This is a genomic window from Burkholderia sp. NFPP32 (assembly GCF_900119325.1).
Lineage (GTDB): Bacteria > Pseudomonadota > Gammaproteobacteria > Burkholderiales > Burkholderiaceae > Burkholderia > Burkholderia pyrrocinia_C.
Window position 1 is genome coordinate 32,490 of record NZ_FPJP01000033.1, and the last position, 23,593, is coordinate 56,082.

The window sequence follows — 23,593 nt, forward strand, 5'->3', positions numbered from 1 at the left end:
CGAACCGCCCGACGGGGCCGTCCGGCCGACTTTCCACAAGGTTTTCCACAGAAATTGTGGATAACTCGACCGTTATGTTCTGATGTTACAAACTGCCCGCCGCGCGGCGCCTTCGGTGCGCGATACGGGTTTCGGCAAGCATAGCGCAGCGCGCCCGCCGGTTTCGTGAATTCGTGACGGAACAGACGTTGCAGGCCGGCAGCGCGCCCAGTAAGCTGCTCGCACCGCGATGCGCCCGCCCTGTGACGCAAGCGCGATCGCCTCGAGACACTGCCACCCTGACATGCCGTCCGCATACGACGACCCCGTTTATCTCGCGCAACTGCGGCGCGACCTGCTGCGCTTCGCGCGACTCCAGCTCCGCGATGCCGACGCGGCCGAAGACGCCGTGCAGGAAGCGCTGACCGCCGCGTGGTCGCACGCGGGCGATTTCGCGGGGCTGTCGGCCCACAAGACCTGGGTGTTCGGCATCCTGCGCAACAAGCTGATCGACGTGCTGCGTGCGCGGCAGCGGACGGTGAGCCTGTCCGCGCTCGACGCCGAGCTCGACGGCGAATCCGTGCTCGATCGCGAGCTGTTCAAGGAAAACGGGCACTGGGCCGCGCATGCGAAGCCGCGGCCGTGGCCGCGCCCCGAAACGCTGTTGCAGCAGCAGCAGTTCTGGACGCTGTTCCAGGTCTGCCTCGACCATCTTCCGGAGCAGATCGGGCGCGTGTTCATGATGCGCGAATTCCTCGACGTCGAGATGACGGACATCTGCAGCGAATTGACGCTGACGACGAATCATTGCAGCGTGCTGCTGTATCGGGCGCGCACGCGCCTGCGAACCTGCCTGAGCGAAAAAGGACTGACGACCGAAGATGCTGCCGGGGAAATGTACTGACGTGACGCGACTGCTGTCGGATGCGCTGGACCGGCATCTGACCCTGCATGAGCGCCTGCAGGTGCGCGTGCACCTGCCGACCTGCAGTGGCTGCAGAGCCTATCGCGGGCAGATTGCACTGCTGCGGACGGCCGCGAAAGCGGCGGCGGGGCGGGAACCGGGCGACGACGACACGTCGTCCGGGGCGGGCTAGATCCGGCCCGCGTTGCCGCTGTCGTCCGGGCTGTGGGTTTGCGCTGCCCGGCGATCCCACCGGCTTCGATTGCTGGCGTGCACGCCGGGCTGATGCAGTAAGAAAAATACGCCGGGCAAGAATTATTCGAACAGCGCCTGCACCGATTCGGGCGGCCGGCCGATGGCCGCCTTCCCGCGATAGACGACGATCGGACGCTGCAGCAAAACCGGATGAGCGGCAATCGCCTCGTAGGCTTGCGCATCGGTCAGATCCGCGCGTGCCAGATCCAGTGTCTTGTACGGCTCCTCTCCGTCGCGCAGCATGTCGCGAACCGGGCGGCCGAGTTGCCGATGCAGCGCTTCCAGTTCCTCGACCGTCGGCGGCGTCTTCAGGTATTCGACGACGTTCACCGGCGTGGCGGTCGTGTTCAGCGTCTCGACCAATGCAAGCGTCTCGCGTGATTTCGAGCACCGGGGGTTGTGATAGATCGTGATCATCATTCAGGTCTGGATGGGAGAGGGCTGTATTGTAGCCAGTCTGGATTGGGTGTTTCGGTGGGGGCGGCGATGGGGTAGCCGTGCGCGGATTCGATGTTTTGGGGAGGCCGGTTGACGGGAAGACTCCGCCAGCGACACGGGTCACGGGAGAGGCGTTGTATCGTGGATACGCTTCAAAGGACTGATGTGTTTATGCGCATAAAGTCGTGCGGCAAGGATAAGGATTCGTGAGCCTACGCATCGTGATGCGTGCACGGGTGGCGAAAAGCGCAGGCGCTAGCGTGGTACGCCGATTGGTTTATGCGCATAAAGCCAGCGATCGCTCGACAGGGCACCGGGCGATTCATCGCGCCGACGAGCGTCGACAGTCACGGCACCGAAGCGATCATCGCATCGATGTGCTGCCGTGTCGGGGCATCCCCGTTTGCCGAATTCATGCAGAGTCGGCACATGATCGCTCGGCACTCGCCATCCATAGACCGCGGTTTATGCGCATAAACGTTGCGGCTCGGTATGGCGTGATGCCGATGCCCATAGGCTCAATGGCGCGCCTACCGAGCTGCATATCTGGCCTGGGCGAATAGGATCACGCCCGCGCTCGGCAATGAGCGACTGTCCTGCTACATGGTTGGCCTCCCCGGTCGCGACAGAGTTTATGCGCACAAACTCGCCAGGCCGCAGGCGACCATCCACCACCGTCACCCGAAAGGGCAGCCCACTTCGATATCGCCGGCAACCCGCTGCGCGTACCGACGATGCACTTTGTGACGACGCAACCATCGCGCGGTTCATCGACGTCCGCGGACATCAGCCACGCCGTCCGATCATCGCCGGTTCGTTTATGCGCATAAACCGATAGCCCGAATGGCTAACGCGTAGTTGTCGAACGACAATTTCATTGAAATATAAATATCGTCCTGTAGAATTCCAACGACCAAAATAGGAGTGAAAATTGGCCGCGGAAATCATTGCAGTCACTCAACAAAAAGGTGGTGTCGGCAAAAGCACGATTGCCATGCACCTCGGCGCCGCGTTCCATGAGAAAGGGAAGCGCATCCTCGTCATCGACGCAGACCGTCAAAACACCCTGGTTCACTGGTCGAGTGCATCCGGCGACAGCGACACCGGCATTCCGTTTCCGGTCGTCAACCTTGCCGAAGCCGACGGCCAGATCCATCGCGAGATCAAGAAGTTCATCAACGACTACGACATCATCGTCGTGGACTGTCCGCCGTCGATCACCGAGAAGGTATCCGGCGTTGTCCTGCTGGCCGCATCGATTGCGGTGATCCCGACTTCGTCGTCGCCGGCCGATTACTGGTCGAGCGTCGGGCTGGTCAAGCTGATCCAGCAGGCACAGGTCATGAACGAAGACCTCCGCGCGGTATTCCTGCTGAACAAGACCGAAGAGAAGCGCATGCTGACCCGCGAGCTCAAGCGCGCGCTCGAAGAGCTCGGCTTCCCGTTGCTGAAAACGCAGATCCCGACGCGGGAAGCGTACAAGCAGGCGATGGCGCTCGGTCAGACCGTGCTGCAGATGAACGATCGCGGCGGCAAGCTCGCCGCCGCCGAAATTCGCGCATGTGCCGACGAAATCGTCGCCATGCTGCCCTGACTTTATGCGCACAAAGGAGTCACATGAAACCTTCCCAATTTGCAAAAGGATTCCAAGCGCGCCCGGATATCACGACGAGCGAGAAGCGCACGGCGCTCGATCGGCTCAATGCGATTGACGGCATCGTCAAGTCCGAGACGCCCGCCGCGGCACCGACCAAATCCGCGAAGAAAGACATCGCGCTGCCGCCCGCTCCCGAACTCACGCTCGATCCGTCGATCGACGAATCGCAGCAATATCGCGCATGGCGCCTCGAGAACCGCTATGCCCCGGGGCAGGTGATCGAGCTGTCGCTGAAGGCGATCAAGCATAGCCCGTTCAATCCGCGGCACTTCTATCTGAAGTCGTCGATTGCCGAACTCGCGGTCAACCTCGCGAAGCAAGGGCAGCAGCAGGCGATCCACGTGATTCCGGATTACGACAATCCGGGCACGTATTTCGTCAGCGACGGCGGCCGTCGCGTGCGGGCGCTGAAGGAAGCAAACAAGGAATCGGTGAAGGCGATCGTGATCGACGTGCCGATCGGTATCCAGAGCTACAAGCTCGGCTACGATCTGAACGTCCAGCGCGATTCGCAGACGGTGTTCGACAACGCCGTCGTGTGGCGCCGCTTCCTCGACGACAAGCATTTCCAGAGCCAGAAGGAACTCTCCGAGCATCTCGGCCTCGACGAGTCGACGGTGGCCGTCGCGCTGTCGATCGGCAAGTTGCCGGAAGCCATCATGCAGGAAATGGTCGCGCGTCCCGATCGCTTCGGTTCGAACATGGCGTATCAGGTCGGCCGCTATCACAATGCGCGCGGCACCGAGGCCACGCTGCGGCTGATCAACAAGATCGTGTCGGACGATCTCAGCACGCGCCAGGTGTCGGACATCGTCAAGGGCCGCGTCGCCGCGCAAGAAACGCCGAAGGCCGCGGGCCGTCAGCGCTACGCGCAGCGTCTCGAGATCAAGCTCGGCGGCAAGTCGGTCGGCGACCTGAAGTCGTATGGCGAAGACCGCATCGAATTGCGCCTGCGCGGCCTCCCGAAGGACAAGCGCGACGCGATCCTCGAGCAGCTCGAGCGGATGCTGTTGTCGGAGTGATGGAAGCGGCCGGCAAGGCCTGGTGAAGACGCCGGGCCCGTCCGGCCGAGCAGCCGGCCGGCCCGTCAGCGGGCCTGAGTGGGCCTCAGGCGGCCCGCGACTGGTTCAGCGTGAACGACAGCAGGTCGCCGTCCGTCGGCTCGCCCCAGGTCTTCTGGGCCAGCCAGTCGAAAAAGGCCGTCTCGGCCAGCTTGGAATCGAGGCCGCGCTTGCGCCAGTCGTCGCGCAGATGCGTGCCCATCGTCGGCAGCGCCTCCGACTCGAACGACTCGCGGGCCACTTCGCGTTCGGCGTCCCCCTGCTCCTCGTACAGCACCTTCGCTTCCTTGCGACGGAACGCCGAGAATTCGCTCAGCAGGCGCGCCTTCAGATCGTCCGGCTGCGCCGCTGCAACCTTCGCGGACGGCGTGCCGGCAGGCAGCGCGTCGACCGACTCGACCGGCGGCGCATAACCCTTCTTCAGCGCGTCCTTGAACAGCGCCGGCGCGCTGCGCACCGGCGGCAGCGTCGTGCTGCGCATCCGCTGCTCGGTCATCTGCAGTGCGGCGCGAATCCGGTTCTCTTCGCTGTCCGCGTAGAGCGTCTGCGCTTCCTTCAGCGGGATCCCGAGTTTCACCATCCGGTCGACCAGCGTGCTGTCGAACACGTTCGGGTGTTCGTCGAGCGCGAGCATCGGCTGCTTGCGCTCGGTCACGCGGAACTGGATCTCCGCGACCCGGCGCCCTTCACGGTGCTCGATCAGCTCGACGAAGATGTTGGTGACCGCGTTGACTTCCGCGATCGCCGGACGCAGATAGTCGCGCTTGAAGTACTTGTACTCGCGCTTCGCCTCGTCGCCAGCTTCGGTGTCGGGCGTGCCCGACAGGATCGGCCGCCACCATTCCCACGGCTCGCGCATCGTCAGGTGGCTCGGATTCGTCAGATAGCGCACGCAGATCTCGTAGAGCGCGAGGCCGGCACTGCTGCGCAGCTGGCTCTGGAACTGCAGGCTCAGGCGCGCATACTGGACCGGGTCGAGCAGCTTTTTCTTGATCTTCGGCGCGAACGAGAATTCGACCCACACGCGGCGGGTCGCCGGATCCTCGAGAATTTCCGCGTCGGCGATCAGCGTCGAGATCCCCCACTTGCGGCCCGGCTTCTGGCTCGACGTCCCCGTACTCCATTCGACCTGCACCGACACCATGCGGCGCAGGTGTTCCTTCACCAGCGCGGTGTCGTTCGAATCGAAGGCGGAGTTTGCGACGATATCCGACAGCAGCGCGCGATACGTATCGCCCGAATCGTCGGCCTGCTGCGCGACGGCCAGCAGGACGTTGAACAGCTTGCGGGTCAGGAGTGTGATCTTGCCGCTCTTCGGCTGAATTGCGATCGCCTCGACGGCCTTGCGCAACTCGGCCGAACTGGCACTCACCACATCCACATCGGTTTTCTTGGCGCGCTTCGTCGTGGCCATACGTCGGGTCGGAGGAGAAGTTTTCCGGAAGGATAGCGCCTGCGGTGATGTGCGTCCAGAACGACATGCTCACCATAGCCGGTGAAGCGCGCGTGCTAAATGGCACTCACCCCAACCGCTCCCGAAAACGCTCACCGGTCCGGAATTGCGGCGCTCCAGACTCGTCCAGACGTGCCGCGGGATGCGCCGATTCACAGAATTTCCCCTGTGCATGACACGTGCGAAACTCGCTCCCGTATCGGCTCACCTTTCGATTTGTCGCAATTTTGCGACTGCACATCCGTGAGTTCGCCACAGGGTCGCGATCGCACCTCACGGAACGTCCCGGATCGCGCCGCATCGGGCTGTATGCATGTACAGGCACGGCTCGTCGGGAGCCCATAATCGCATCCGGCACCCGGAAACGCGCCGTCGAAACCGGCCCGCACCATCCGATCGGACCTGCTTTGCCGGCCCGGGCGCGCATTGTACAGCGCCCAAATCGAGTCAGGTCCCGAAAATACTCACCTTGAGCACAGCTTGTCCTTTAGTCTCGATGCCGCCGAATGTCCGGCACACGCGGGATTGGCTACCGGGGCGTCCCGAAAACGCTCACCTCATTGAAAAAATGCGGCACGGCAACGGCCACGGGAACGACTCCCGAAAAACCTCACCGTAACTGTCGCGGTATCAAAAACTCCAATGCCTTCCGATACTTATGCACAGAAAGCATTTGGCTGTGCCCGGCAGACATCCCCCGAAAAGCCTCACCTGTCGACGGGAGTCCTTCATACGACAACCGCATGTCAGCCCCCGAAAATTCTCACCTGTGCCAAAAAGGGGCACAGCAAAAACGAGATTTCCTCCAGTCCTGGCGGGCTTTTCGGCGAATCCGACCGCTCACTGGTCCCGAAAAGCCTCACCTTTGACCATTTTTCGAGCAAATACCGTTCCCGAAAATGCTCACCTGTGACCACGACCACAGCCTGTGATCCATGCCCCGAAAAAGCTCACCTTAGCGTGATCGGAGCAGGAAAACCCGGATTTCCCTCCCGAAAAGCCTCACCTTTAGTGCATCACAGGCCCCGGAGAGCACTTTTGCTGTGCAAAATGGCATTCGTTTCCCGGAAATCCTCACACCAAATTCCCGTGGAGTCCCGTGAAACCTCACCTTTTGCCAAAATTGCCTAAAAGATGGGCAGAATCGGGGCGCGAAGAGGATCCCGCAAATTCTCACCTATGTCTGCACAGGCAGAAAACTGTGCAGTCAGGCACAGCGCGGGTTCTGTGGCTGTGAGGCCCCGAAAACCCTCACCTTTGGGAAATCTCGTGTTTCACTGTGATCCCGAATCCGCTCACGACCTTTCCTGCAACGGCTCACGCAGTTCCCTGAACCCCATCACGTCAGCTCCCGCAGAAGGTCACCTTGGCTCCCGTAAAACTTCACCTTGTCGGCCGGGAAGCCTTGCTACATAAGGCTGTGCCATGGCGTTAACGTTTTTAACTAAGGGTTCAAGGGTGTTTACTTCTAATACTCTCAAGACATCGGCTGACGAGTTTTCCACAGAGACCCCAAACCCTGAACACCCACAGGGAATCGTATCCGCCGTCATGTGAAACAAACGCCGATTTTCGGGGTCTGCAGGAAAACGCTGACATTACAAAGACTTGGCTGACTTTCTTCGCTTTGTTTCACGGAATTCTGGATCACGTTCGTCCAGATAAGCTCACAGACCCGATTTCTGTGCGAAGCGACGTAAATTAACAACGTCGACCTAAAACAGGTATCAATAGATACGTATTCCGTTATGATTGCCACATTTCAATGTCTACGAGCTCTGCCATGACCCTGGACGAAATGCGCCAAGTCATTCGGGACGAACTGGAATCGCTGCGTGCAAGCGGTGCGCGGCGCCAGGAATTGTCATTGCATGCGTGCAAGCGCCTGTTCTTCGATCTCGGTATCCGGCCGTCCGCCGCCAACGTCCGCGATCTCACCCAAACCGGCAGCGCCAGCGACATCCCGAAAGACATCGATCATTTCTGGGAGCGTATCCGTTCTGCGTCGAAGATCAGGCTCGACGGTGCGGCAATTCCGAAGGCCGTCGAGGAAAAAGCCGGTGCGCTGCTCGGCGCGCTTTATGAAGAAGCGTTGAAAGCGGCACGCGACAGTCTCGATGGCGACCGCGAGGAGGTTCGTGCCGGCATTGCCGATGCCGAACAGCGGTTGCGCGATGCAACCGTCCGCCATGAGACGCTCGAAAGCGCGCTCGCGCGCGGCGAAGCCCGGAACGAGCAACTGCAGGCGCGCGTGACCGAACTCGAGGTTCAGCTCGCATCACAGACGACGCACGGTTCGGCAAGCGAAGCGACGTTGCTCACCACAGTCGCTCGACTGGAGAAGGAATTGGCCGTCGCCGCGGGCCGCGTCGACGCCGAACAGGCGCAAAACGCCGTGCTGCGCGACCGCATCGATGCGCTGCAAGCCGAATTGCAGCAGCGCACCGAGCACTACGCCCAGCAAATCAAGGACGCGGTGGCCGAAGCAGAACGCCGCGTCAAGCCGATGCTGGTCGAGCTGGACTCGCTGCGCAGCATGGCGTCGACCTACCAGAGCGGTTTACGCGACGTCCAGCGCAAGGAATTCGATTTCCTTCAGCAACTGAGCTCGGCCAAGGCACGCGCCGACCGGCTCGAAGAACAGTTGCGCAGCCAGAGCGACGAACTGGAACGTGCGACGCGCGACGCGAGTTCGTTGCGCGCGAGCCGCGGGATGAATCCGGAAATTGCCGCGCTGATCCGGCGCCTGGCCGATGCGGGGCAACTGGATGCGGAAGCGTTTGCCGCGATCGGTACGTCGCTGGATCAAGAGATTCCGGTGCCGGCCCAGTGCCCGCGTTGCGACGGCGAACCGGAGCTGTCGCAGAGCGATGAGGGTTTTGAAGTGGCATGCCCGGAATGCGAGCACGCTTCGGGCGCATGGCCGTCCCGATTTGAAGCTATCGCGCGTTTTGCGCACACCTGACCAGAAGATCGACGGCACCTGCACAGGTGAGACGATCCGGGGCGCTTGAGGTGAGGTTTTTCGGGAGCTGTGAAACGGTGAGGCTGCGCCGCGCAAGGCTGCTCACGGATCGTGTCGCGGAAGCAGCCGTTTCCGGATCAGTGAGTTTCGTCGCTGTCGGACGCGTCACCGTCGCCGTTGCTGTCGGTCAGGCCATCGCGCCAGTTTTTCCATGCGCGATGCAGGCGGTTCGACGAGATCGGCCGCATGAAGCCCAGCCATTTGCCGACTCGTTCGGGCGGCGCGTCATTTTCGAACAGTTCGGCCGCGTAGGTATTGCGCAGCGTCTGCGGGCTCGCGCGCGCGGTGCGCGACGACGTGAGCCCGGCCGATTCGACGATCGCATCGATGGCGCGCAGCATCGTCGCCTTGTGCATCGGTCGCCCGGCATGCGACGCAGGGAACACGAGCTCGCCCGGAATTTCCTGGCGCTTGCGCTCTATGAGCCACGCTTCGAGCAGCGCGATCGCGAATGACGCCAGATGGGTTTCGCGCGCGTAAGCCGGATGCGCCGACTGGATCTGCAGCGATGTTCCGCTCGTATTGACGCAACTAATCGTAAGCGCACGCGCTTCGCCGGTTTTAATGCCGGCACCGAGAAACGCGGCCACGAGCGCGCGGTCGCGCCGCTCTTTCCAGTACGCGGAACCGGACACGCCGATCGGCGAAAACAGATACGCGAGCAACGTCGCGCGTTCGGCCGGCGTCAGGAAACCGGTCGGCTCATTGTCGCGCGCCTTGCGCCAGTTCGCTTCGCCATCCTGAGCAATGAAACGGGCCGGGTTGGTCGACGCATACTCGGTGCGCCGGATGTGGTCGAGTACACGCTCGATCAGCCGCAGATAGCGCAATCGCTGGGTTTTCCGGATCGGCAATTCGCCGACGAAGTTCGCGATCGTCGCCGTATCGACCGTTGCCAGATTCTTCTGATGCGCGCGCATCCACGTGAGAAACGCGCCCCATTGTGCGCGATAGACATCGGCCGACGAGCGGCGATAGTCCTGCATGGCCAGCCACGCATCGAATGCGGCTTCGGGTGACACGATCCAGTCGGATGCGCCACGGTCGAACAGATCCTTCTCTTCCGGGCGGGCCGGGGTGTCGGGAGAGGTGGGAGGGGGCATGTTATTCATTCCGTTAGTTGCGTATATGGTAGCCCTTTCCGCAACGTCTCGGGCAGCAAGAGGCTGGACAGGCCGCCATGCGCGGCGGCCTGGGTTGGCAGTCAGTCGCCCCACGCCTTGGACAGGCGATGAGCGCGCTCGCGGGGCGCCGTGTCATGCGACGTTGCCGCCGCTTCGTATGCGAGAACCGCGAACGAAAAGACGGCAGGCAGCGCATTCGAGCGCCCGAAGTCGATCGGATCGTCCGTTTCGGGAAACGCCATGTCCGACGGCCGTTCGAACAATTGGCGCATACCGGCCTCGTGCCGGCTGGCAAAGCCGAGATCGGCGAGTGCCTCGGCTTCGATCGCGTGCAGCAGGCGCCACGTCAGCGGGACGCGCTGACGTATATAGCGCCCGGCAATATGGCGAACGATCAGCTCGAGGTCGTGTGCGGCAGCCTTGAAGCTGAGCGCGGCCAAATCTTGTTCTTCTGTCATCGCAGGCTCCTGTCGACCGGGGCGGGCGCCTCCGTGCGCCGGCTCCGGCCCATGCATGGCGGAATGTCCATATACTGTACAAACATACAGTACTTTCCGCAACTGGCTCTTTGGCCAGCTATACGCGCCGTCAGCGATGTATCACGATCAGCAGTGCCCGCGCTTCGGCCTTGCCGGGATTGCGGATCGCGTGCGGCTCGTCGGCCGGGTAGCGCGCGGTGTCGCCGGCCTTCAGGCGTCGGCTGGCCGATGCGGCTTCGATTTCCATCGCGCCCTGCAGCACGGTGAGGTGCTCGCGCGTGCCGGGTTCGTGCGCGTTCGATACGAGTGCGCCGCCGCCCGGCAGCGTCAGCTCGTACCACTCGAACTTGCCGGCGAGATCGATCGGGCCCCACACACGCAACTGGTACCGGCCGTCGTGCCCGGCGAGCGTCGGAATGTCGTGCGGGCCGTCTACACGGATCGTCTCCGGCGCCTTCGGCTGCGAGAACAGCTCGTCGAGCGTGATGCCGAGCGCGTTGGTCAGCCGCCAGGCGACGGCGATCGTCGGGTTGGCCTTGTCGCGCTCGATCTCGGAGAGCATCGATTTCGATACGCCGGCCGCGCGCGACAGGTCGTCGAGCGTCAGCTTGCGCTCGTTGCGCAGTCGCTGGATCTGCTCGCCAACACGCGGCGGCGTGGCGGCCGGCGGCTGCGATGCGGCGCCGGCAGGCGGGCGCCGCGATCCGGAGGAACTTGCCATTTGGATTCCGTTCGCTTAGAGTTGTTCGGTATTTCGAATTCCAGTTCGGAATATCGGATAAATGCGGTCAACCGAACGACCGACTATAACAGTAGCAGGCCGTTGCGCCGCCGCCACGAGCGACGCGCCGCGGAATGCGAATCCCTGTCAGGAGCTTTGCGATGCGTGATGCCTTTCTCGCCCAGGTGCGCGGGACGCTCGACCAGATCCGCGCGGACGGTTTTTACAAGACCGAGCGCGAGATCGCGAGTCCCCAGGCGGCGGCCGTGCGGCTTGCCGGCGGTGCCGGCGTGCTCAATTTCTGTGCGAACAACTATCTGGGTCTGGCGAACGATCCGCGCCTGATCGACGCGGCGAAAGCCGGCCTCGACCAGGACGGCTTCGGCATGGCATCGGTGCGCTTCATCTGCGGCACGCAAACCGTGCACAAGCAACTGGAAAGCGCGCTGGCCGCGTTTCTCGGCACCGAGGACAGCATCCTCTATTCGAGCTGTTTCGATGCGAACGGCGGGCTGTTCGAGACGCTGCTCGACGAGAACGACGCGGTGATCAGCGACGAGCTGAACCACGCGAGCATCATCGACGGCATCCGCCTGTGCAAGGCGAAGCGCTTCCGCTACCGGAACAACGACCTGTCCGATCTCGAGGCGAAGCTCAAGGAAGCCGATGCGGCGGGCGCGCGCCACAAGCTGATCGCGACCGACGGCGTGTTCTCGATGGACGGCATCATCGCCGACCTGAAAGGCATCTGCGATCTCGCCGATCGTTACGGCGCGCTCGTGATGGTCGACGATTCCCACGCGGTCGGCTTCATCGGCGCGCACGGCCGCGGCACGCCCGAGCATTGCGGCGTCGAAGGCCGCGTCGACATCATCACGGGCACGCTCGGCAAGGCGCTCGGCGGCGCATCGGGCGGCTACGTCGCCGCGCGCCGCGAGGTCGTCGAACTGCTGCGCCAGCGCTCGCGCCCGTATCTGTTCTCGAACACGCTCACGCCGAGCATCGCCGCGGCATCGCTGAAGGTGCTGGAACTGCTCGGCAGCGACGAAGGCGCGAAGCTGCGTGAGCGCGTGCGCGAGAACGGCGCGCGTTTTCGCGAGCAGATGACCGAAGCGGGCTTCACGCTCGTGCCCGGTGCGCATCCGATCATCCCGGTGATGCTCGGCGACGCGCAGCTCGCGACGAACATGGCCGACAAGCTGCTCGGCGAAGGCGTCTACGTGATCGGCTTCTCGTTCCCCGTCGTGCCGCGCGGCCGCGCACGCATCCGCACGCAGATGAGCGCCGCGCATACGCCCGAACAGATCGACCAGGCGGTTGCCGCGTTCGTGCGCGTCGGCAAGTCGCTCGGCATCGTCTGACGGAGGCGCGACCATGAAAGCACTGGCAAAGCTCGAGCGCGGCCCCGGCCTCACGCTTACGCGCGTGAAGCGCCCCGAAGTCGGCCACAACGACGTGCTGATCAAGATCCGCCGCACGGCGATCTGCGGCACCGACATCCATATCTGGAAGTGGGACGACTGGGCGCAGAAGACGATTCCCGTGCCGATGCACGTCGGTCACGAATATGTCGGCGAGATCGTCGAGATGGGGCAGGAAGTGCGCGGTTTCGCGATCGGCGATCGCGTGTCCGGCGAAGGCCACATCACGTGCGGCTTCTGCCGCAACTGTCGCGCGGGGCGCCGGCATCTGTGCCGCAACACGGTCGGCGTCGGCGTGAACCGCGAAGGCGCGTTCGCCGAGTATCTGGCGATTCCGGCGTTCAACGCGTTCAAGATTCCGCCCGAGATCTCCGACGATCTCGCGTCGATCTTCGATCCGTTCGGCAACGCGACGCACACGGCGCTGTCGTTCAACCTCGTCGGCGAAGACGTGCTGATCACCGGCGCGGGCCCGATCGGCATCATGGCCGTCGCGATCGCGAAGCACGTCGGCGCGCGCAACGTCGTCATTACCGACATCAACGACTACCGGCTGGAACTCGCGCGCAAGATGGGCGCGACGCGCGCGGTCAACGTCGCACGCGAGTCGCTGCGCGACGTGATGGCCGACCTGCACATGACCGAAGGCTTCGACGTCGGCCTCGAGATGTCGGGCGTGCCAAGCGCGTTCACGAGCATGCTCGAGGCGATGAATCACGGCGGCAAGGTCGCGCTGCTCGGCATCCCGCCCGCGCAGACGGCGATCGACTGGAACCAGGTGATCTTCAAGGGGCTCGAGATCAAGGGCATCTATGGCCGCGAGATGTTCGAGACCTGGTACAAGATGGTCGCGATGCTGCAGAGCGGCCTCGACCTGTCGCCGATCATCACGCATCGCTTTGCGGCCGACGATTACGAGAAAGGCTTCGCCGCGATGCTGTCCGGCGAAAGCGGCAAGGTGATTCTCGACTGGACGGCCTGAGTGCCGAAGGGGCAGCGCGGCTCGTTCGCCGCCTGCCCCGCTGTCGTTTGCACGTGTGTCGTCGAGATCGGAACGCGCGAATCCGGGCTTGAGGTGAGATTATTCGGGAGCTGTGTTTGCGCGTCGAATCGCGACGCGATCGCACATCGGTGAATCGCAATTGCACGTTCGCTTCACCTGTCAGCCCTCACACCGCTTTCCCCCATCACGCCATTCGGCGCCTGTTTTTCCTCTTCCGCATGCTTCCCTGCTTCGCTTGTCGGGCGATCGCTCGCTACACACCGCGTGCGATGCCGTGCCGGACCGGGACGTCAATCGTGAGCTGCTGAACCTCGTTCCGACTCACTCATCCACAACGCAATCCGCATCGAGCGGTGCGCGGATCGCTACCTGTTCTGTTCACCCTTTAACCATCGCGGTTCGAGCTGGAGATGCAACACGACGAGCCAGCGCTTCGGGCACTGCGGCGCAACGTCGATCAGATCGCCGTGCGTGCCGGAAACCGTGACGAACCCGTGCTGCGCCGCGTACCGACAGGCGTGCAACGCATCGGCTTGCAGCCAGAAGCTGACGAGCGCACAGGTCACGAAGCGGAACAGCAGCAATGTCGCAGCTTCCGGCGCGAAGCCGGCGGCGACGAGCAGGCCTTCGAACGCGAACGTCAGCGCATGCGCGGCCGCGATCGTGACGATCGTCAGCTTCATCACGCCGCGCAGTCGCAGCGCCGCACGCACGCGTGCCTGCCTGACGGCGAACTGCGCGCGATCGTCATCGCCATCATGCTTCTGCACTTCGTGTTTCATGACGCCGCACCGGCTTGCCGCGCAACGTCGATCTGCGCCGTGTCGCAGGCACGCATGCGGTCGTTCGCGACGCCGACGGATTTGCACAGGATCGCGCTGTCGTAGTTGTGTCCCGGAAAACGCATCACGTCGACCGGTTGAAATCCTTCGCGACGATAGAAATCGATGAGCCGGACCGCTGCGTACGGCGCGTCGAGCGCGAGGTGCGTCGCGCCGCGCGCGGCCGCCCGCCGTTGCGCGAACGCGAGCAGCGAGCGGCCGATGCCGCGTTGCTGCCAGACGGGATCGACGGCCAGCTGGCCGAGCGTTGCGACGTGCCGGCTGCGATACGGATCGCAGCGCGAATCGGGATCGTGCGAATGCATCGTCATCGTCGCGACCAGATGTGCGTTGCCGAGCGCGACGAAACACTCGCCGGTAAGCACACGTTCGCGTGTCGCCGATGCCGGCTGATCGGCGCACGGGCAGTTGAAGCCCAGCGCGCCGAGCGCCGCGAACGCGCGGTGCAGCAGCGCGGTCAGCGCGTCGTACGAATCGCTGCGCGGATCGAAGCGCCGCACGACGACGCGGCCGTCGAGCCGTTTGGCATAAGCCGCATAAGCGCGCGCGGGGCGCGCGGATTCCGGTCGCTGCATGATGTCCTTTCGCCCAGACAGGGTGACCGAAGTGTAGTGAGCGTCACGCATCCGCTTCAAGAAAAAATGTCGTAAACGCGGCGGGCCGCGTCGCGCGGCCAGGCCGCGATTCAGCCCTTTCGCCGATATGGCCATTTCACGCAGGAGTTGACGACGGAGAACGATCGTTCTACCGTAAACGCATGAACACACGACACGATACTTCCGGCGAACCGGGCGTTCGCGACCGACTGCTCGATGCGGCCGAAGCGCTGATCTATTCGGGCGGCATCCACGCAACGGGGGTCGACGCGATCGTGAAGCGGTCCGGAGCGGCACGAAAGAGCTTTTATTCGCAGTTCGAATCGAAAGAGGCGCTGGTGGTCGCCGCGCTCGAACGCCGCGACGAGCGCTGGATGCGCTGGTTCGTCGATGCAACCCATGCGCGCGGCAATGCGCCGCGCGCGCAGTTGCTCGGCATGTTCGACGTGCTGCGCGACTGGTTCGGGCAGCCCGACTTTCATGGCTGCGCGTTCCTGAACGCGTCGGGCGAGATTCCCGACGCCGACGATCCCGTGCGCGTCGTCGCGCGTATGCACAAGGCGCGCTTGCTGGCATTCGTGCGCGAGCGGTTCGATGCGTACGCCGACGCAACGGGAATCGAGCGCCGCGGGCTCGCGCGCCTTGCGCGTCAGTGGCTCGTGCTGATCGACGGCGCGATCGGCGTGGCGCTCGTCAGCGGCGATGCCAACGCCGCGCGCGATGCGCGCGCGACGGCCGAACTGCTGCTCGACACCGTTTCGCGGTAGTCGATGCAGCGAATCCGAACCGGCCGCGGGTGTCCGCGGCCAGAACCCTGAACAGGAGCAAATCCATGTCCGCTTCCCCCGAAGTCCGTCCGCCCGTTCCGCCCTTTACGCTCGAATCGGCACGCCAGAAGGTGCGTGCAGCCGAGGATGCGTGGAACACGCGCGATCCGCAGCGCGTGTCGCTCGCCTACACGCCGCAAAGCCGATGGCGCAATCGCGCGGAATTCGTGACCGGCCGCGACGAGATCGTGGGGCTGCTGCAGCGGAAATGGACGCGCGAGCTCGACTACCGGTTGATCAAGGAGCTGTGGGCATTCGGCGGCAATCGCATCGCGGTGCGCTTTGCGTACGAATGGCATGACGATGCAGGCAACTGGTTCCGTTCGTACGGCAACGAAAACTGGGAGTTCGATGAAAACGGGCTGATGGCGCATCGTCACGCGTGCATCAACGACCTGCCGATTCGCGAGGCGGACCGTCTTTATCACTGGCCGCTCGGCCGCCGTCCGGACGATCATCCAGGGTTGTCCGATCTCGGGCTGTGAAGTTCTCGACGGGCCTGTTCAGCGGATCGGCGAACGTATCATCCGAGTCCGATGGTGAGGAAATTCGGGAGCCGATGCGCTGAAGGTGAGATTTTTCGGGACCACGTGACATGTCGCGTCGAACGGTGTGCTTCGCGCGGAACGATGCGGCATCACCCCCGCGCAAAACGGACATGTCGCCTGATGCACGTATCGACGCGCAACGGTGTGCATCACGACGGGATGCATCTCACCGATCGAACTGTTTCGACAGTGGTTGGCGATCGGTGTGCGTGAACGTGATATACCACTCACCGATCGAACCGATTTCGACGACAGACACTGCAAGCAGTGCGCGCTGCGGTGTGTCGTTACTCACCGCTCGAATTCACCGCGCACGCATCGGAACCTGCACGGGTGCGCGGCGGCATCGTATGTTGCTCACCGCAAGTTGATTCATGCAGTCGTTTCCAGGCGCGATCGCTCGCGCCGGGCCCGACCGTCAGCCTGCGATCCGCGCGGCGATCGCCTCGCCCACTTCCTGCGTCCCCGCGTTGCCGCCGAGATCGCGCGTATGCGGCCCGGCGCGCAGTACGTCCTCGATCGCGGCGACGATCGCGTCGTGCGCTTCGCGTTCGCGGCCCGCGCCGTTGCCGAGGAAGTCGAGCATCATCGCCGCCGACCAGATCATCGCGACCGGATTTGCGATGTACTGCCCCGCGATGTCGGGCGCGGAACCGTGCACGGGTTCGAACAGCGACGGAAACGTGCGGTCCGGGTTGAGGTTCGCCGACGGCGCGATGCCGATCGTGCCCGTACAGGCCGGCCCGAGATCCGACAGGATGTCGCCGAACAGGTTCGACGCGACGACGACGTCGAAGCGGTCCGGCTGCAGCACGAAGCGCGCGCACAGGATGTCGATGTGCTGCTTGTCGACGGCGATTTCGGGATAGCGTTCGGCCATCTCGGCCGCGCGCGCGTCCCACCACGGCATGCTGATCGCGATGCCGTTGCTCTTCGTCGCGACGGTGAGACGCTTCGCGCGCCGCTGCGCGAGCTCGAACGCGAATTTCAGCACGCGCTCGGTGCCGTGACGCGTGAAGATCGACTGCTGCATCACGACTTCGCGGTCGGTGCCTTCGAACATCGTGCCGCCGACCGACGAATATTCGCCCTCGGTGTTCTCGCGCACGATCATGAAATCGATGTCGCCCGGGCGGCGGCCGGCGAGCGGCGACGGTACGCCGTCGAACAGGCGCGCGGGCCGCAGGTTGATGTACTGGTCGAACTCGCGGCGGAATTTCAGCAGCGAGCCCCATAGCGAAATGTGATCGGGCACCGTTGCGGGCCAGCCGACGGCGCCGAACAGGATCGCGTCCATGCCCGACAGTTGCGCCTTCCAGTCGTCCGGCATCATCTGGCCGTGCTGCGCGTAGTAGTCGCAGCTCGCCCAGTCGATCTGCACGAAATCGAAGCGGATGCCGAAGCGCGCGGTCACGGCGTCGAGCGCGCGCAGGCCCTCGGGCATCACTTCACGGCCGATGCCGTCGCCGGGGATCACGGCAATTCTGTAAGTCCTGTCGGTCATGCAAAGCTCCTTGGCTGGTCGGCCTGCTGCCGGGGATGCAGTGGCACGTCACGCCATTTTATTTATTTCCATTCGGATTAAAATCGCACGAAAGGTTAATCGACTTTCCACGAATCGTGAATAAATCACCGAACCTCGACGATCTGCGCGTGTTCAGCCTGGTCGTCCGTCTGACGAGCTTCAGCGCGGCCGCCGAGCAGCTTGCGGTGTCGCCCGCCTATGTCAGCAAGCGCATCGCGCTGCTCGAGGCGCAACTCGGCACGCGCCTGCTGCATCGGTCGACGCGCCGCGTGACGGTCACGGAGGCCGGCGAACGCGTGTTCGCGCGCGCCGAGAAGATTCTCGACGACGTCGATCATCTCGTCGAGGACGTGTCGACGACGCGCACGGTGCCGCGCGGCACGCTGCGCATTTCGAGCAGCTTCGGCTTCGGCCGGCACGTCGTCGCGCCGGCGCTGCTCGACTTCTCGGCACGCTATCCGCAACTGAACGTGCGGCTCGATCTGTTCGACCGGCTCGTCGACGTCGCGGGCGAAGGCTATGACCTCGACGTGCGCATCGGCGACGAGATCTCCGATCACCTGATCGCGCGCCGCCTCGCCGCGAACTACCGCGTGCTGTGCGCGTCGCCCGACTATCTCGCGCGACGCGGCGCGCCGCGTTCGCTCGCGGATCTCGCGTCGCACGACTGTCTCGCGATCAAGGAGCGCGATCACCCGTTCGGGGTGTGGCGGCTGAACGTGCGCGGAGAAACGGCCACGGTGAAGGTCGGCGGCGCGCTGTCGACGAACCATGGCGAGGTGGCCGTGCAATGGGCGCTGGCCGGGCGCGGGATCGTGTTGCGTTCGATCTGGGAAGCCGGGCCGCTGATCGAACGCGGCGCGTTGTGCCGCGTGCTGCCGGACGCGATCCAGCCCGCGAACATCTGGGCGGTTTATCCGGAACGCGTCGCGGCGTCGGCGAAAGTGCGCGTGTGCGTGGATTTTCTGGTGGAGACGCTGGCCGGCCTGAATGCCGCAGCGGGTGACGATGCGGCCTGAATTCGGCTAAAGGTGAGCTTTTACGGGGGCGTGCGCAGGCACCGACGCATCGCCGCACGCGACGCTGATCGGCCTGCCGCGCAGGCCTTCGACGGTGCCCGCGGGAGGCTTACGCCGCGCTCGACGCACCGAGCATCAGGTCGAGATTCTGCACGGCTGCGCCGGATGCCCCTTTGCCGAGATTGTCGAACACGGCGGACAGGAGCACCTGACCGTGATCGGCATTGACGAACACGCCGAGCCGCAGGTCATTGGTGCCGTTCAGCGCTTGCGGATCGAGATGCGTGATCGCGCGCGCGTCCGCGAGCGGCGTGACGTCGACGTGACGCGCGCCGGCGTAGTGGTGCGCGAGACACGCATGCAGCTGCTCACCGGTCACGCCGGCCGGGAGCAGGCGCAGCTCGATCGGCACGGTCAGCACGATGCCTTGCCGATAGGCGCCATAAGCCGGCACGAACAGCGGCCGGTGCGCGAGACCGGCATGCTGCTGGATTTCGGGCACGTGCTTGTGCGCGAGTGCGAGGCCATAGACCTGCAGCGGCTTCGTGTGCGCGGCGCCGTCCGATTCGAATGCGTCGATGGCGGTTCGCCCTCCGCCCGAGTAACCGGAGACGGCATGGATACTCACCGGGTAGTCGCGCGGCAGCAGGCCGGCCTGTTGCAGCGGTCGCAACAGGCCGATCGCACCGGTCGGGTAGCAGCCCGGATTGGTGACGCGCCGCGCGTGCGCAATTTTCTGCGCGTGCCCATCGACCATCTCGGGAAAGCCGTAGACCCATTCCGGTTCCGTGCGATGGGCCGAACTCGCGTCGATCACGCGTACCTCGGGATTCCGGATGAAGCCGACCGCTTCGCGCGCGGCCGCGTCGGGCAGGCACAGAATTGCGATATCGCAGGCGTTGATTGCGTCGGCGCGCCGTACCGGATCCTTGCGCTCGGCATCCGGCAGCGTGACGAGCCGCAAGTCGGTGCGCTCGCGCAGGCGCTCGTGAATCTGCAGTCCGGTCGTGCCTTGATCGCCGTCGATGTAGACAGTGGGGAAGCTCATGATGGTCGCGTTCCTTGCGCTCGGTCGTCGGGGAAAACCGTATCGTCCATCGAACGCCTAGAATAGGAAAAGTTGAATTTACTGACCATCTGATTCAGCATTTCTGAACGAGAGGTGTGTGATGCGCGAGATCAGTCTGGACCGCCTGCGCACGCTGGTCGCGATCGCGGATCAGGGATCCTTTGTGGCGGCGGCGCAATTGCTTCATCTCGCGCCGCCGACCGTCAGTCTTCATGTCGCCGAGCTGGAAAGTCGCGTCGGTGCGCCGCTGCTGTCCCGCACGCGCGGAAACGTGCGGCCGTCGGCTATTGGCGAAGTGCTGGTGGAGCGGGCGCGCAGTCTGCTGGCCGAGGTCGAATCCACGCTGGACGACGTGCAGCGACAGGTGCAGGGGTTGACCGGACGGGTGCGCCTCGGCGCATCGACCGGGGCGATCGCGCACCTGTTGCCGCAGGCAGTGGCGCGGCTGCGCGAACAGCATCCGGACATCGACGTCCAGATCGCGGTGCTCACGTCGCACGACACGCTGGCACGCGTTGCGCAGGGCACGCTCGACGTCGGGCTGGTCGCGTTGCCGCAGGCGCCGGTCGCGGGGTTGTCGATCCGCGCATGGCGGCGCGATCCGGTGATGGCCTTCCTGCCCGCGGACTGGCGGCTTCCGGCTCGCGTGACACCGGCCTATCTGGCCGCGCGTCCGCTGATTCTCAACGATGCGACCACACGCCTGTCGCGACTCACGACGGAATGGTTTGCGCTCGGCGGCCATCGGCCCGAGCCGCGGATCGAACTCAACTACAACGATGCGATCAAGAGCCTGGTCGCCGCAGGTTATGGCGCGACGCTACTCCCGCACGAGGCTGGAGCGCCGCTGCCGGATGCGCGCATCGTCATGCGCGCGCTGCGACCGGCGTTGTGGCGGGAACTGGGGATCGCCCATCGGGCGGGACCGGTCGAGCGGGCGACGCAGCACGTGCTCGATGCGCTGTGGGCGCTGAAGGCGCGATAGCGCGTGGAATGCGGATAGCCGGCGCGGCGGTTCGTGCCGGGCGCACATGCGCATCCGCCGCGCGCCGTTTCAGAGCCGGTTGTCCTTCGCCAGCGTCAGCACACGCGCCCAGCGCTGCGCATCGCGCTTGTCCGTCATCGGCAGCTTCCATTCGCTGCGCACCGCGTCGCGCACGCGCACGACGAGATGCCAGCGGCCGCCGATCGGCGCGACCCGGCAGACTTCGAGCTGCGACAGCGTATAACGACCGTCCGCGCCGTCGTGCGACAGCCACAGCAGCCCTTGCGTCGCGGACAGGCGCAACTCGCCCCACGCGCGATGCACGATATGCGTCCAGCCTTCTTCCCTGGTATTCGGAGCGATGTCGCGGCGGCGCTTGATCCACCACGCGGCCAGCGCGATCAGGACCGCGGCGGCGAGCACGGCGGCCGCGATCGCGACCGGCTGGCCGAACTGCGCGGCGATGACGTGAAACAGGTGAACCGCGCCCCATCCAATAGCGATGAGCGCGAACAGTGCGATGAAAATCGGCATGTCGAATCGGAGATCGGAGAAGAGGACGGACCGGCGCATGCAACGCACCGATCCGTCGCACACGGCATCACCGGCGACGGTGAATGTCGTGCGTCACGAAGCCCGCGTCGTTGTTGGGCAGCGCGAGGCCGTCCTTCACCGCGAGCGTCTTGCGGATGTCGTCGAGGCCCGCGGACCAGTGGTCGCGCATCGTCGACAGACCGAACTGATAGTCCTTGTAGTGATGCTCGTACGCCTTCTGCTGATAGATCAGGTGCTGGATGTTGTACTTCTTCCCGCTCGACATCGCGTCGGCTTCGACGCACCACGGGTCGCTCTTGCGCTGCTCTTCCGGCACCTGCTCGAGCACGTGGCGCAGCACGTTGCGGTAGCGCTGTTCGCGCTGCAGCGTATCGGTGACGAAACGCGTGCGGCTCGAATACTGCACGTCCTTCGTGCGTTCTGCGACGTCGGCCATCGTGCGCGGCAGCGGCCCGCGTGCGCTCCACAGATCGACCTGGAACGCGAGCGTGTCGCTGCGCGGCCGTGCGCGGAGCACTTCCATCAGCGGCGTGTTCGACACGACACCGCCGTCCCAGTAATACTCGCCGTCGATCTCGACCGGCGGGAACGCGGGCGGCAGCGCGCCGGACGCCATGAAATGCTCGGGCGCGAGACGGATGCGCGTGTTGTCGAAGTACACGAAGTTGCCGGTGCCGACATTGACCGCGCCAACCGATATGCGCGTCTCGCCCGAATTGATCCGGTCGAAGTCGCATAGCTTCAGCAGCGTCGTGCGCAGTGCCGACGTGTCGTACCAGCTGATCTTTTCCGGATGGTCGGATACGCCCGGCAGCGGCGGCGGGAAGCGCGGCGAGAAGAAGCCCTGCTGGCCCTGCATCATCGCGCTTGCAGCCTGCGACGCGGTGAAGAACGTGCGGATCTGGTCGATGCTGTTGAACAGCGCGAATTCGAACGCGGCCGGAATCGCCGGAAAGAACGCCGGCTGGCAGATCGTTTCCCAGAACTCGCGCAGCCGCTCGACGCGATGCTCGGGCGCATTGCCGGCGATCAGCGCGGTGTTGAGCGCGCCGATCGAGATGCCCGCGATCCAGTCGAGCGGAATGCCCGCCTCGTGCAGCCCTTCGAACACGCCGGCCTGATACGCGCCGAGCGCGCCGCCGCCCTGCAGGACGAGCGCGATCGTTTCGTACGGCAATGACCGCGCAGCGGTCGGCGCGCCGGCTTCGTGCAGGTCCGTCTCATCGACGGCCTGCTTTTCTGTACGGGCATGCGGTTTCATCAGTTGCTCCGAGAAATCCCGCCATCGATGGCGGAGAGGAAAGGAGTGACGTCGACAGACGGCATTCCATCGTTAGAATGACCAGCATGATCCTTGTCTACCGCTATCGCGTGAAGTCGCTCAACGGACTCCTGAACAAGCAGAGCCGTGCGGTGAACTACGTCTGGAACTTCTGCAACGACACATGGAAGCACACGCTCAAGCGGAACAGGAAGTTCCGATGCGGACGTGTTTCGCCAGGTGTGGGAATCGCCTCCCTTTAGGGAGGCGAGGACGTTACTGCATGAACCAGCCGTGACTGACGACGAACGACTGGCCCGTCAACGCAGCGCTCGGGAACGCCGACAGGAACAGCACCGTCTGCGCGACGTCCTGCACCGTCGTGAACACGCCGTCGACCGTGTTGCCGAGCATCACCTTCTTCACCACTTCCTCTTCGCTGATCCCGAGCTCCTTCGCCTGCTCCGGAATCTGCTTGTCGACCAGCGGCGTGCGCACGAAGCCCGGACACACGACGTGCGAGCGCACGTTGTGCTTCGCGCCTTCCTTCGCGAGCACGCGTGCGAGGCCGAGCAGGCCGTGCTTGGCCGTCACGTATGCCGACTTCAGCGGCGACGCTTCGTGCGAGTGCACCGAACCCATGTAGATCACGACGCCGCCGCGATCGTCCTTGTACATGTGCTTGAGCGCAGCCTTCGTCGTCAGGAATGCGCCGTCGACGTGGATCGCCTGCATCTTCTTCCAGTCGGAGAACGCGTAGTTCTCGATCGGGTTGACGATCTGGATGCCCGCGTTCGACACGAGGATGTCGACCGAGCCGAACGTTTCGGCGACCTTGTCGATGCC

23 protein-coding genes and 1 pseudogene are annotated in these 23,593 nt (G+C 64.1%); 12 read left to right on the forward strand and 12 right to left on the reverse strand.

The window, feature by feature from the left end; genetic code table 11:
- The first annotated feature begins 283 nt into the window (after positions 1–283).
- Both BT264_RS34190 and BT264_RS34195 read left to right on the forward strand, forming a co-directional pair.
- Positions 284–883, forward strand: coding sequence for an RNA polymerase factor sigma-70 (locus tag BT264_RS34190; protein WP_072444958.1), 600 nt, complete (start codon positions 284–286; stop codon positions 881–883).
- Positions 861–1,076 (forward strand): zf-HC2 domain-containing protein, encoded by a 216-nt coding sequence (locus tag BT264_RS34195; RefSeq protein WP_034181509.1) that lies wholly within the window; start codon positions 861–863, stop codon positions 1,074–1,076. Before BT264_RS34190 ends, BT264_RS34195 begins: the two co-directional genes overlap by 23 nt.
- A 122-nt stretch (positions 1,077–1,198) precedes the next feature.
- On the opposite strand, the gene arsC is transcribed toward BT264_RS34195, so the two are convergent.
- Positions 1,199–1,558, reverse strand: a complete 360-nt coding sequence (gene arsC / locus BT264_RS34200; RefSeq protein ID WP_072444960.1) for an arsenate reductase (glutaredoxin) — start codon at positions 1,556–1,558, stop codon at positions 1,199–1,201.
- A 949-nt stretch (positions 1,559–2,507) separates the two neighbouring features.
- Here arsC and parA point away from each other — a divergent pair.
- Complete coding sequence (gene parA / locus BT264_RS34205) at positions 2,508–3,170, forward strand: ParA family partition ATPase (protein WP_034181507.1); 663 nt, start codon at positions 2,508–2,510, stop codon at positions 3,168–3,170.
- Between the two features lie 23 nt (positions 3,171–3,193).
- Entirely contained in the window at positions 3,194–4,255 is a 1,062-nt protein-coding gene (locus BT264_RS34210; protein WP_072444962.1) for a ParB/RepB/Spo0J family partition protein, read from the forward strand.
- An 85-nt stretch (positions 4,256–4,340) separates the two neighbouring features.
- Here BT264_RS34210 and BT264_RS34215 read toward each other — a convergent pair whose 3' ends face one another.
- A complete protein-coding gene (locus BT264_RS34215) occupies positions 4,341–5,708 on the reverse strand; it encodes a replication initiation protein (RefSeq protein WP_072444964.1) in 1,368 nt (455 codons plus the stop codon).
- A 1,822-nt stretch (positions 5,709–7,530) separates the two neighbouring features.
- Between BT264_RS34215 and BT264_RS34225 the strand changes: the two genes are divergently transcribed.
- On the forward strand, positions 7,531–8,712 hold the full coding sequence (locus BT264_RS34225; RefSeq protein WP_072444966.1) for a DNA-binding protein: 1,182 nt from the start codon (positions 7,531–7,533) through the stop codon (positions 8,710–8,712).
- 137 nt (positions 8,713–8,849) lie between these two features.
- Here the strand turns inward: BT264_RS34225 and BT264_RS34230 are convergent, their stop codons facing one another.
- The 3 genes from BT264_RS34230 to BT264_RS34240 form a co-directional block, all read right to left on the reverse strand.
- A complete protein-coding gene (locus tag BT264_RS34230) occupies positions 8,850–9,875 on the reverse strand; it encodes a tyrosine-type recombinase/integrase (RefSeq protein WP_072444968.1) in 1,026 nt (341 codons plus the stop codon).
- 101 nt (positions 9,876–9,976) lie between these two features.
- Entirely contained in the window at positions 9,977–10,354 is a 378-nt protein-coding gene (locus BT264_RS34235) for a DUF2471 family protein (protein ID WP_072444970.1), read from the reverse strand.
- A gap of 130 nt (positions 10,355–10,484) precedes the next feature.
- Complete coding sequence (locus BT264_RS34240) at positions 10,485–11,096, reverse strand: helix-turn-helix domain-containing protein (RefSeq protein WP_072444972.1); 612 nt, start codon at positions 11,094–11,096, stop codon at positions 10,485–10,487.
- A gap of 161 nt (positions 11,097–11,257) precedes the next feature.
- Here BT264_RS34240 and BT264_RS34245 point away from each other — a divergent pair, with 161 nt between their 5' ends.
- Together BT264_RS34245 and tdh are read left to right on the forward strand one after the other, a co-directional pair.
- Positions 11,258–12,457, forward strand: coding sequence for a glycine C-acetyltransferase (locus tag BT264_RS34245; protein WP_072444974.1), 1,200 nt, complete (start codon positions 11,258–11,260; stop codon positions 12,455–12,457).
- Between the two features lie 13 nt (positions 12,458–12,470).
- Complete coding sequence (gene tdh / locus BT264_RS34250) at positions 12,471–13,499, forward strand: L-threonine 3-dehydrogenase (RefSeq protein WP_047902093.1); 1,029 nt, start codon at positions 12,471–12,473, stop codon at positions 13,497–13,499.
- Between the two features lie 386 nt (positions 13,500–13,885).
- On the opposite strand, the gene BT264_RS34255 is transcribed toward tdh, so the two are convergent.
- Together BT264_RS34255 and BT264_RS34260 are read right to left on the reverse strand one after the other, a co-directional pair.
- Entirely contained in the window at positions 13,886–14,302 is a 417-nt protein-coding gene (locus tag BT264_RS34255) for a hypothetical protein (RefSeq protein ID WP_072444976.1), read from the reverse strand.
- Positions 14,299–14,937, reverse strand: a complete 639-nt coding sequence (locus BT264_RS34260) for a GNAT family N-acetyltransferase (RefSeq protein ID WP_072444978.1) — start codon at positions 14,935–14,937, stop codon at positions 14,299–14,301. Before BT264_RS34260 ends, BT264_RS34255 begins: the two co-directional genes overlap by 4 nt.
- Before the next feature lie 182 nt (positions 14,938–15,119).
- Here BT264_RS34260 and BT264_RS34265 point away from each other — a divergent pair, with 182 nt between their 5' ends.
- Positions 15,120–15,725 carry a TetR/AcrR family transcriptional regulator gene (locus BT264_RS34265; RefSeq protein WP_072444980.1) on the forward strand — a complete coding sequence of 202 codons (606 nt, stop codon included), beginning with the start codon at positions 15,120–15,122 and terminating at the stop codon, positions 15,723–15,725.
- 65 nt (positions 15,726–15,790) lie between these two features.
- Positions 15,791–16,270 (forward strand): nuclear transport factor 2 family protein, encoded by a 480-nt coding sequence (locus BT264_RS34270; RefSeq protein WP_072444982.1) that lies wholly within the window; start codon positions 15,791–15,793, stop codon positions 16,268–16,270.
- 481 nt (positions 16,271–16,751) lie between these two features.
- On the opposite strand, the gene BT264_RS34275 is transcribed toward BT264_RS34270, so the two are convergent.
- On the reverse strand, positions 16,752–17,837 hold the full coding sequence (locus BT264_RS34275) for a tartrate dehydrogenase (RefSeq protein WP_072444984.1): 1,086 nt from the start codon (positions 17,835–17,837) through the stop codon (positions 16,752–16,754).
- A gap of 116 nt (positions 17,838–17,953) precedes the next feature.
- On the opposite strand from BT264_RS34275, the gene BT264_RS34280 reads away from it, so the two are divergent.
- A complete protein-coding gene (locus BT264_RS34280) occupies positions 17,954–18,877 on the forward strand; it encodes a LysR substrate-binding domain-containing protein (RefSeq protein ID WP_072444986.1) in 924 nt (307 codons plus the stop codon).
- Between the two features lie 109 nt (positions 18,878–18,986).
- Here the strand turns inward: BT264_RS34280 and argC are convergent, their stop codons facing one another.
- The gene (argC, locus tag BT264_RS34285; protein WP_072444988.1) at positions 18,987–19,925 is read right to left on the reverse strand and encodes an N-acetyl-gamma-glutamyl-phosphate reductase; all 939 of its coding nucleotides are present in this window, start codon (positions 19,923–19,925) and stop codon (positions 18,987–18,989) included.
- 121 nt (positions 19,926–20,046) lie between these two features.
- On the opposite strand from argC, the gene BT264_RS34290 reads away from it, so the two are divergent.
- Positions 20,047–20,931 carry a LysR family transcriptional regulator gene (locus BT264_RS34290; RefSeq protein ID WP_072444990.1) on the forward strand — a complete coding sequence of 295 codons (885 nt, stop codon included), beginning with the start codon at positions 20,047–20,049 and terminating at the stop codon, positions 20,929–20,931.
- A 69-nt stretch (positions 20,932–21,000) separates the two neighbouring features.
- Here the strand turns inward: BT264_RS34290 and BT264_RS34295 are convergent, their stop codons facing one another.
- The gene (locus tag BT264_RS34295) at positions 21,001–21,465 is read right to left on the reverse strand and encodes a hypothetical protein (RefSeq protein WP_072444992.1); all 465 of its coding nucleotides are present in this window, start codon (positions 21,463–21,465) and stop codon (positions 21,001–21,003) included.
- A 67-nt stretch (positions 21,466–21,532) separates the two neighbouring features.
- On the reverse strand, positions 21,533–22,747 hold the full coding sequence (locus BT264_RS34300; protein ID WP_072444994.1) for a patatin-like phospholipase family protein: 1,215 nt from the start codon (positions 22,745–22,747) through the stop codon (positions 21,533–21,535).
- 86 nt (positions 22,748–22,833) lie between these two features.
- Here BT264_RS34300 and BT264_RS34305 point away from each other — a divergent pair.
- Positions 22,834–22,974, forward strand: a pseudogene (locus BT264_RS34305) (RNA-guided endonuclease TnpB family protein); the annotation flags it as partial.
- 49 nt (positions 22,975–23,023) lie between these two features.
- Here BT264_RS34305 and BT264_RS34310 read toward each other — a convergent pair.
- A partial coding sequence (locus BT264_RS34310) for a 3-hydroxybutyrate dehydrogenase (protein ID WP_072445378.1) occupies positions 23,024–23,593 on the reverse strand: 570 nt, incomplete at its 5' end.

Coding starts and splice junctions, on each gene's coding strand:
- BT264_RS34190 (WP_072444958.1), top strand. CDS start 284: ATGCCGTCCGCATACGACGACCCCGTTTATCTCGCGCAACTGCGGCGC.
- BT264_RS34195 (WP_034181509.1), top strand. CDS start 861: ATGCTGCCGGGGAAATGTACTGACGTGACGCGACTGCTGTCGGATGCG.
- arsC (WP_072444960.1), bottom strand. CDS start 1,558: ATGATGATCACGATCTATCACAACCCCCGGTGCTCGAAATCACGCGAG.
- BT264_RS34210 (WP_072444962.1), top strand. CDS start 3,194: ATGAAACCTTCCCAATTTGCAAAAGGATTCCAAGCGCGCCCGGATATC.
- BT264_RS34215 (WP_072444964.1), bottom strand. CDS start 5,708: ATGGCCACGACGAAGCGCGCCAAGAAAACCGATGTGGATGTGGTGAGT.
- BT264_RS34225 (WP_072444966.1), top strand. CDS start 7,531: ATGACCCTGGACGAAATGCGCCAAGTCATTCGGGACGAACTGGAATCG.
- BT264_RS34230 (WP_072444968.1), bottom strand. CDS start 9,875: ATGCCCCCTCCCACCTCTCCCGACACCCCGGCCCGCCCGGAAGAGAAG.
- BT264_RS34235 (WP_072444970.1), bottom strand. CDS start 10,354: ATGACAGAAGAACAAGATTTGGCCGCGCTCAGCTTCAAGGCTGCCGCA.
- BT264_RS34240 (WP_072444972.1), bottom strand. CDS start 11,096: ATGGCAAGTTCCTCCGGATCGCGGCGCCCGCCTGCCGGCGCCGCATCG.
- BT264_RS34245 (WP_072444974.1), top strand. CDS start 11,258: ATGCGTGATGCCTTTCTCGCCCAGGTGCGCGGGACGCTCGACCAGATC.
- tdh (WP_047902093.1), top strand. CDS start 12,471: ATGAAAGCACTGGCAAAGCTCGAGCGCGGCCCCGGCCTCACGCTTACG.
- BT264_RS34255 (WP_072444976.1), bottom strand. CDS start 14,302: ATGAAACACGAAGTGCAGAAGCATGATGGCGATGACGATCGCGCGCAG.
- BT264_RS34260 (WP_072444978.1), bottom strand. CDS start 14,937: ATGCAGCGACCGGAATCCGCGCGCCCCGCGCGCGCTTATGCGGCTTAT.
- BT264_RS34265 (WP_072444980.1), top strand. CDS start 15,120: ATGAACACACGACACGATACTTCCGGCGAACCGGGCGTTCGCGACCGA.
- BT264_RS34270 (WP_072444982.1), top strand. CDS start 15,791: ATGTCCGCTTCCCCCGAAGTCCGTCCGCCCGTTCCGCCCTTTACGCTC.
- BT264_RS34275 (WP_072444984.1), bottom strand. CDS start 17,837: ATGACCGACAGGACTTACAGAATTGCCGTGATCCCCGGCGACGGCATC.
- argC (WP_072444988.1), bottom strand. CDS start 19,925: ATGAGCTTCCCCACTGTCTACATCGACGGCGATCAAGGCACGACCGGA.
- BT264_RS34290 (WP_072444990.1), top strand. CDS start 20,047: ATGCGCGAGATCAGTCTGGACCGCCTGCGCACGCTGGTCGCGATCGCG.
- BT264_RS34295 (WP_072444992.1), bottom strand. CDS start 21,465: ATGCCGATTTTCATCGCACTGTTCGCGCTCATCGCTATTGGATGGGGC.
- BT264_RS34300 (WP_072444994.1), bottom strand. CDS start 22,747: ATGAAACCGCATGCCCGTACAGAAAAGCAGGCCGTCGATGAGACGGAC.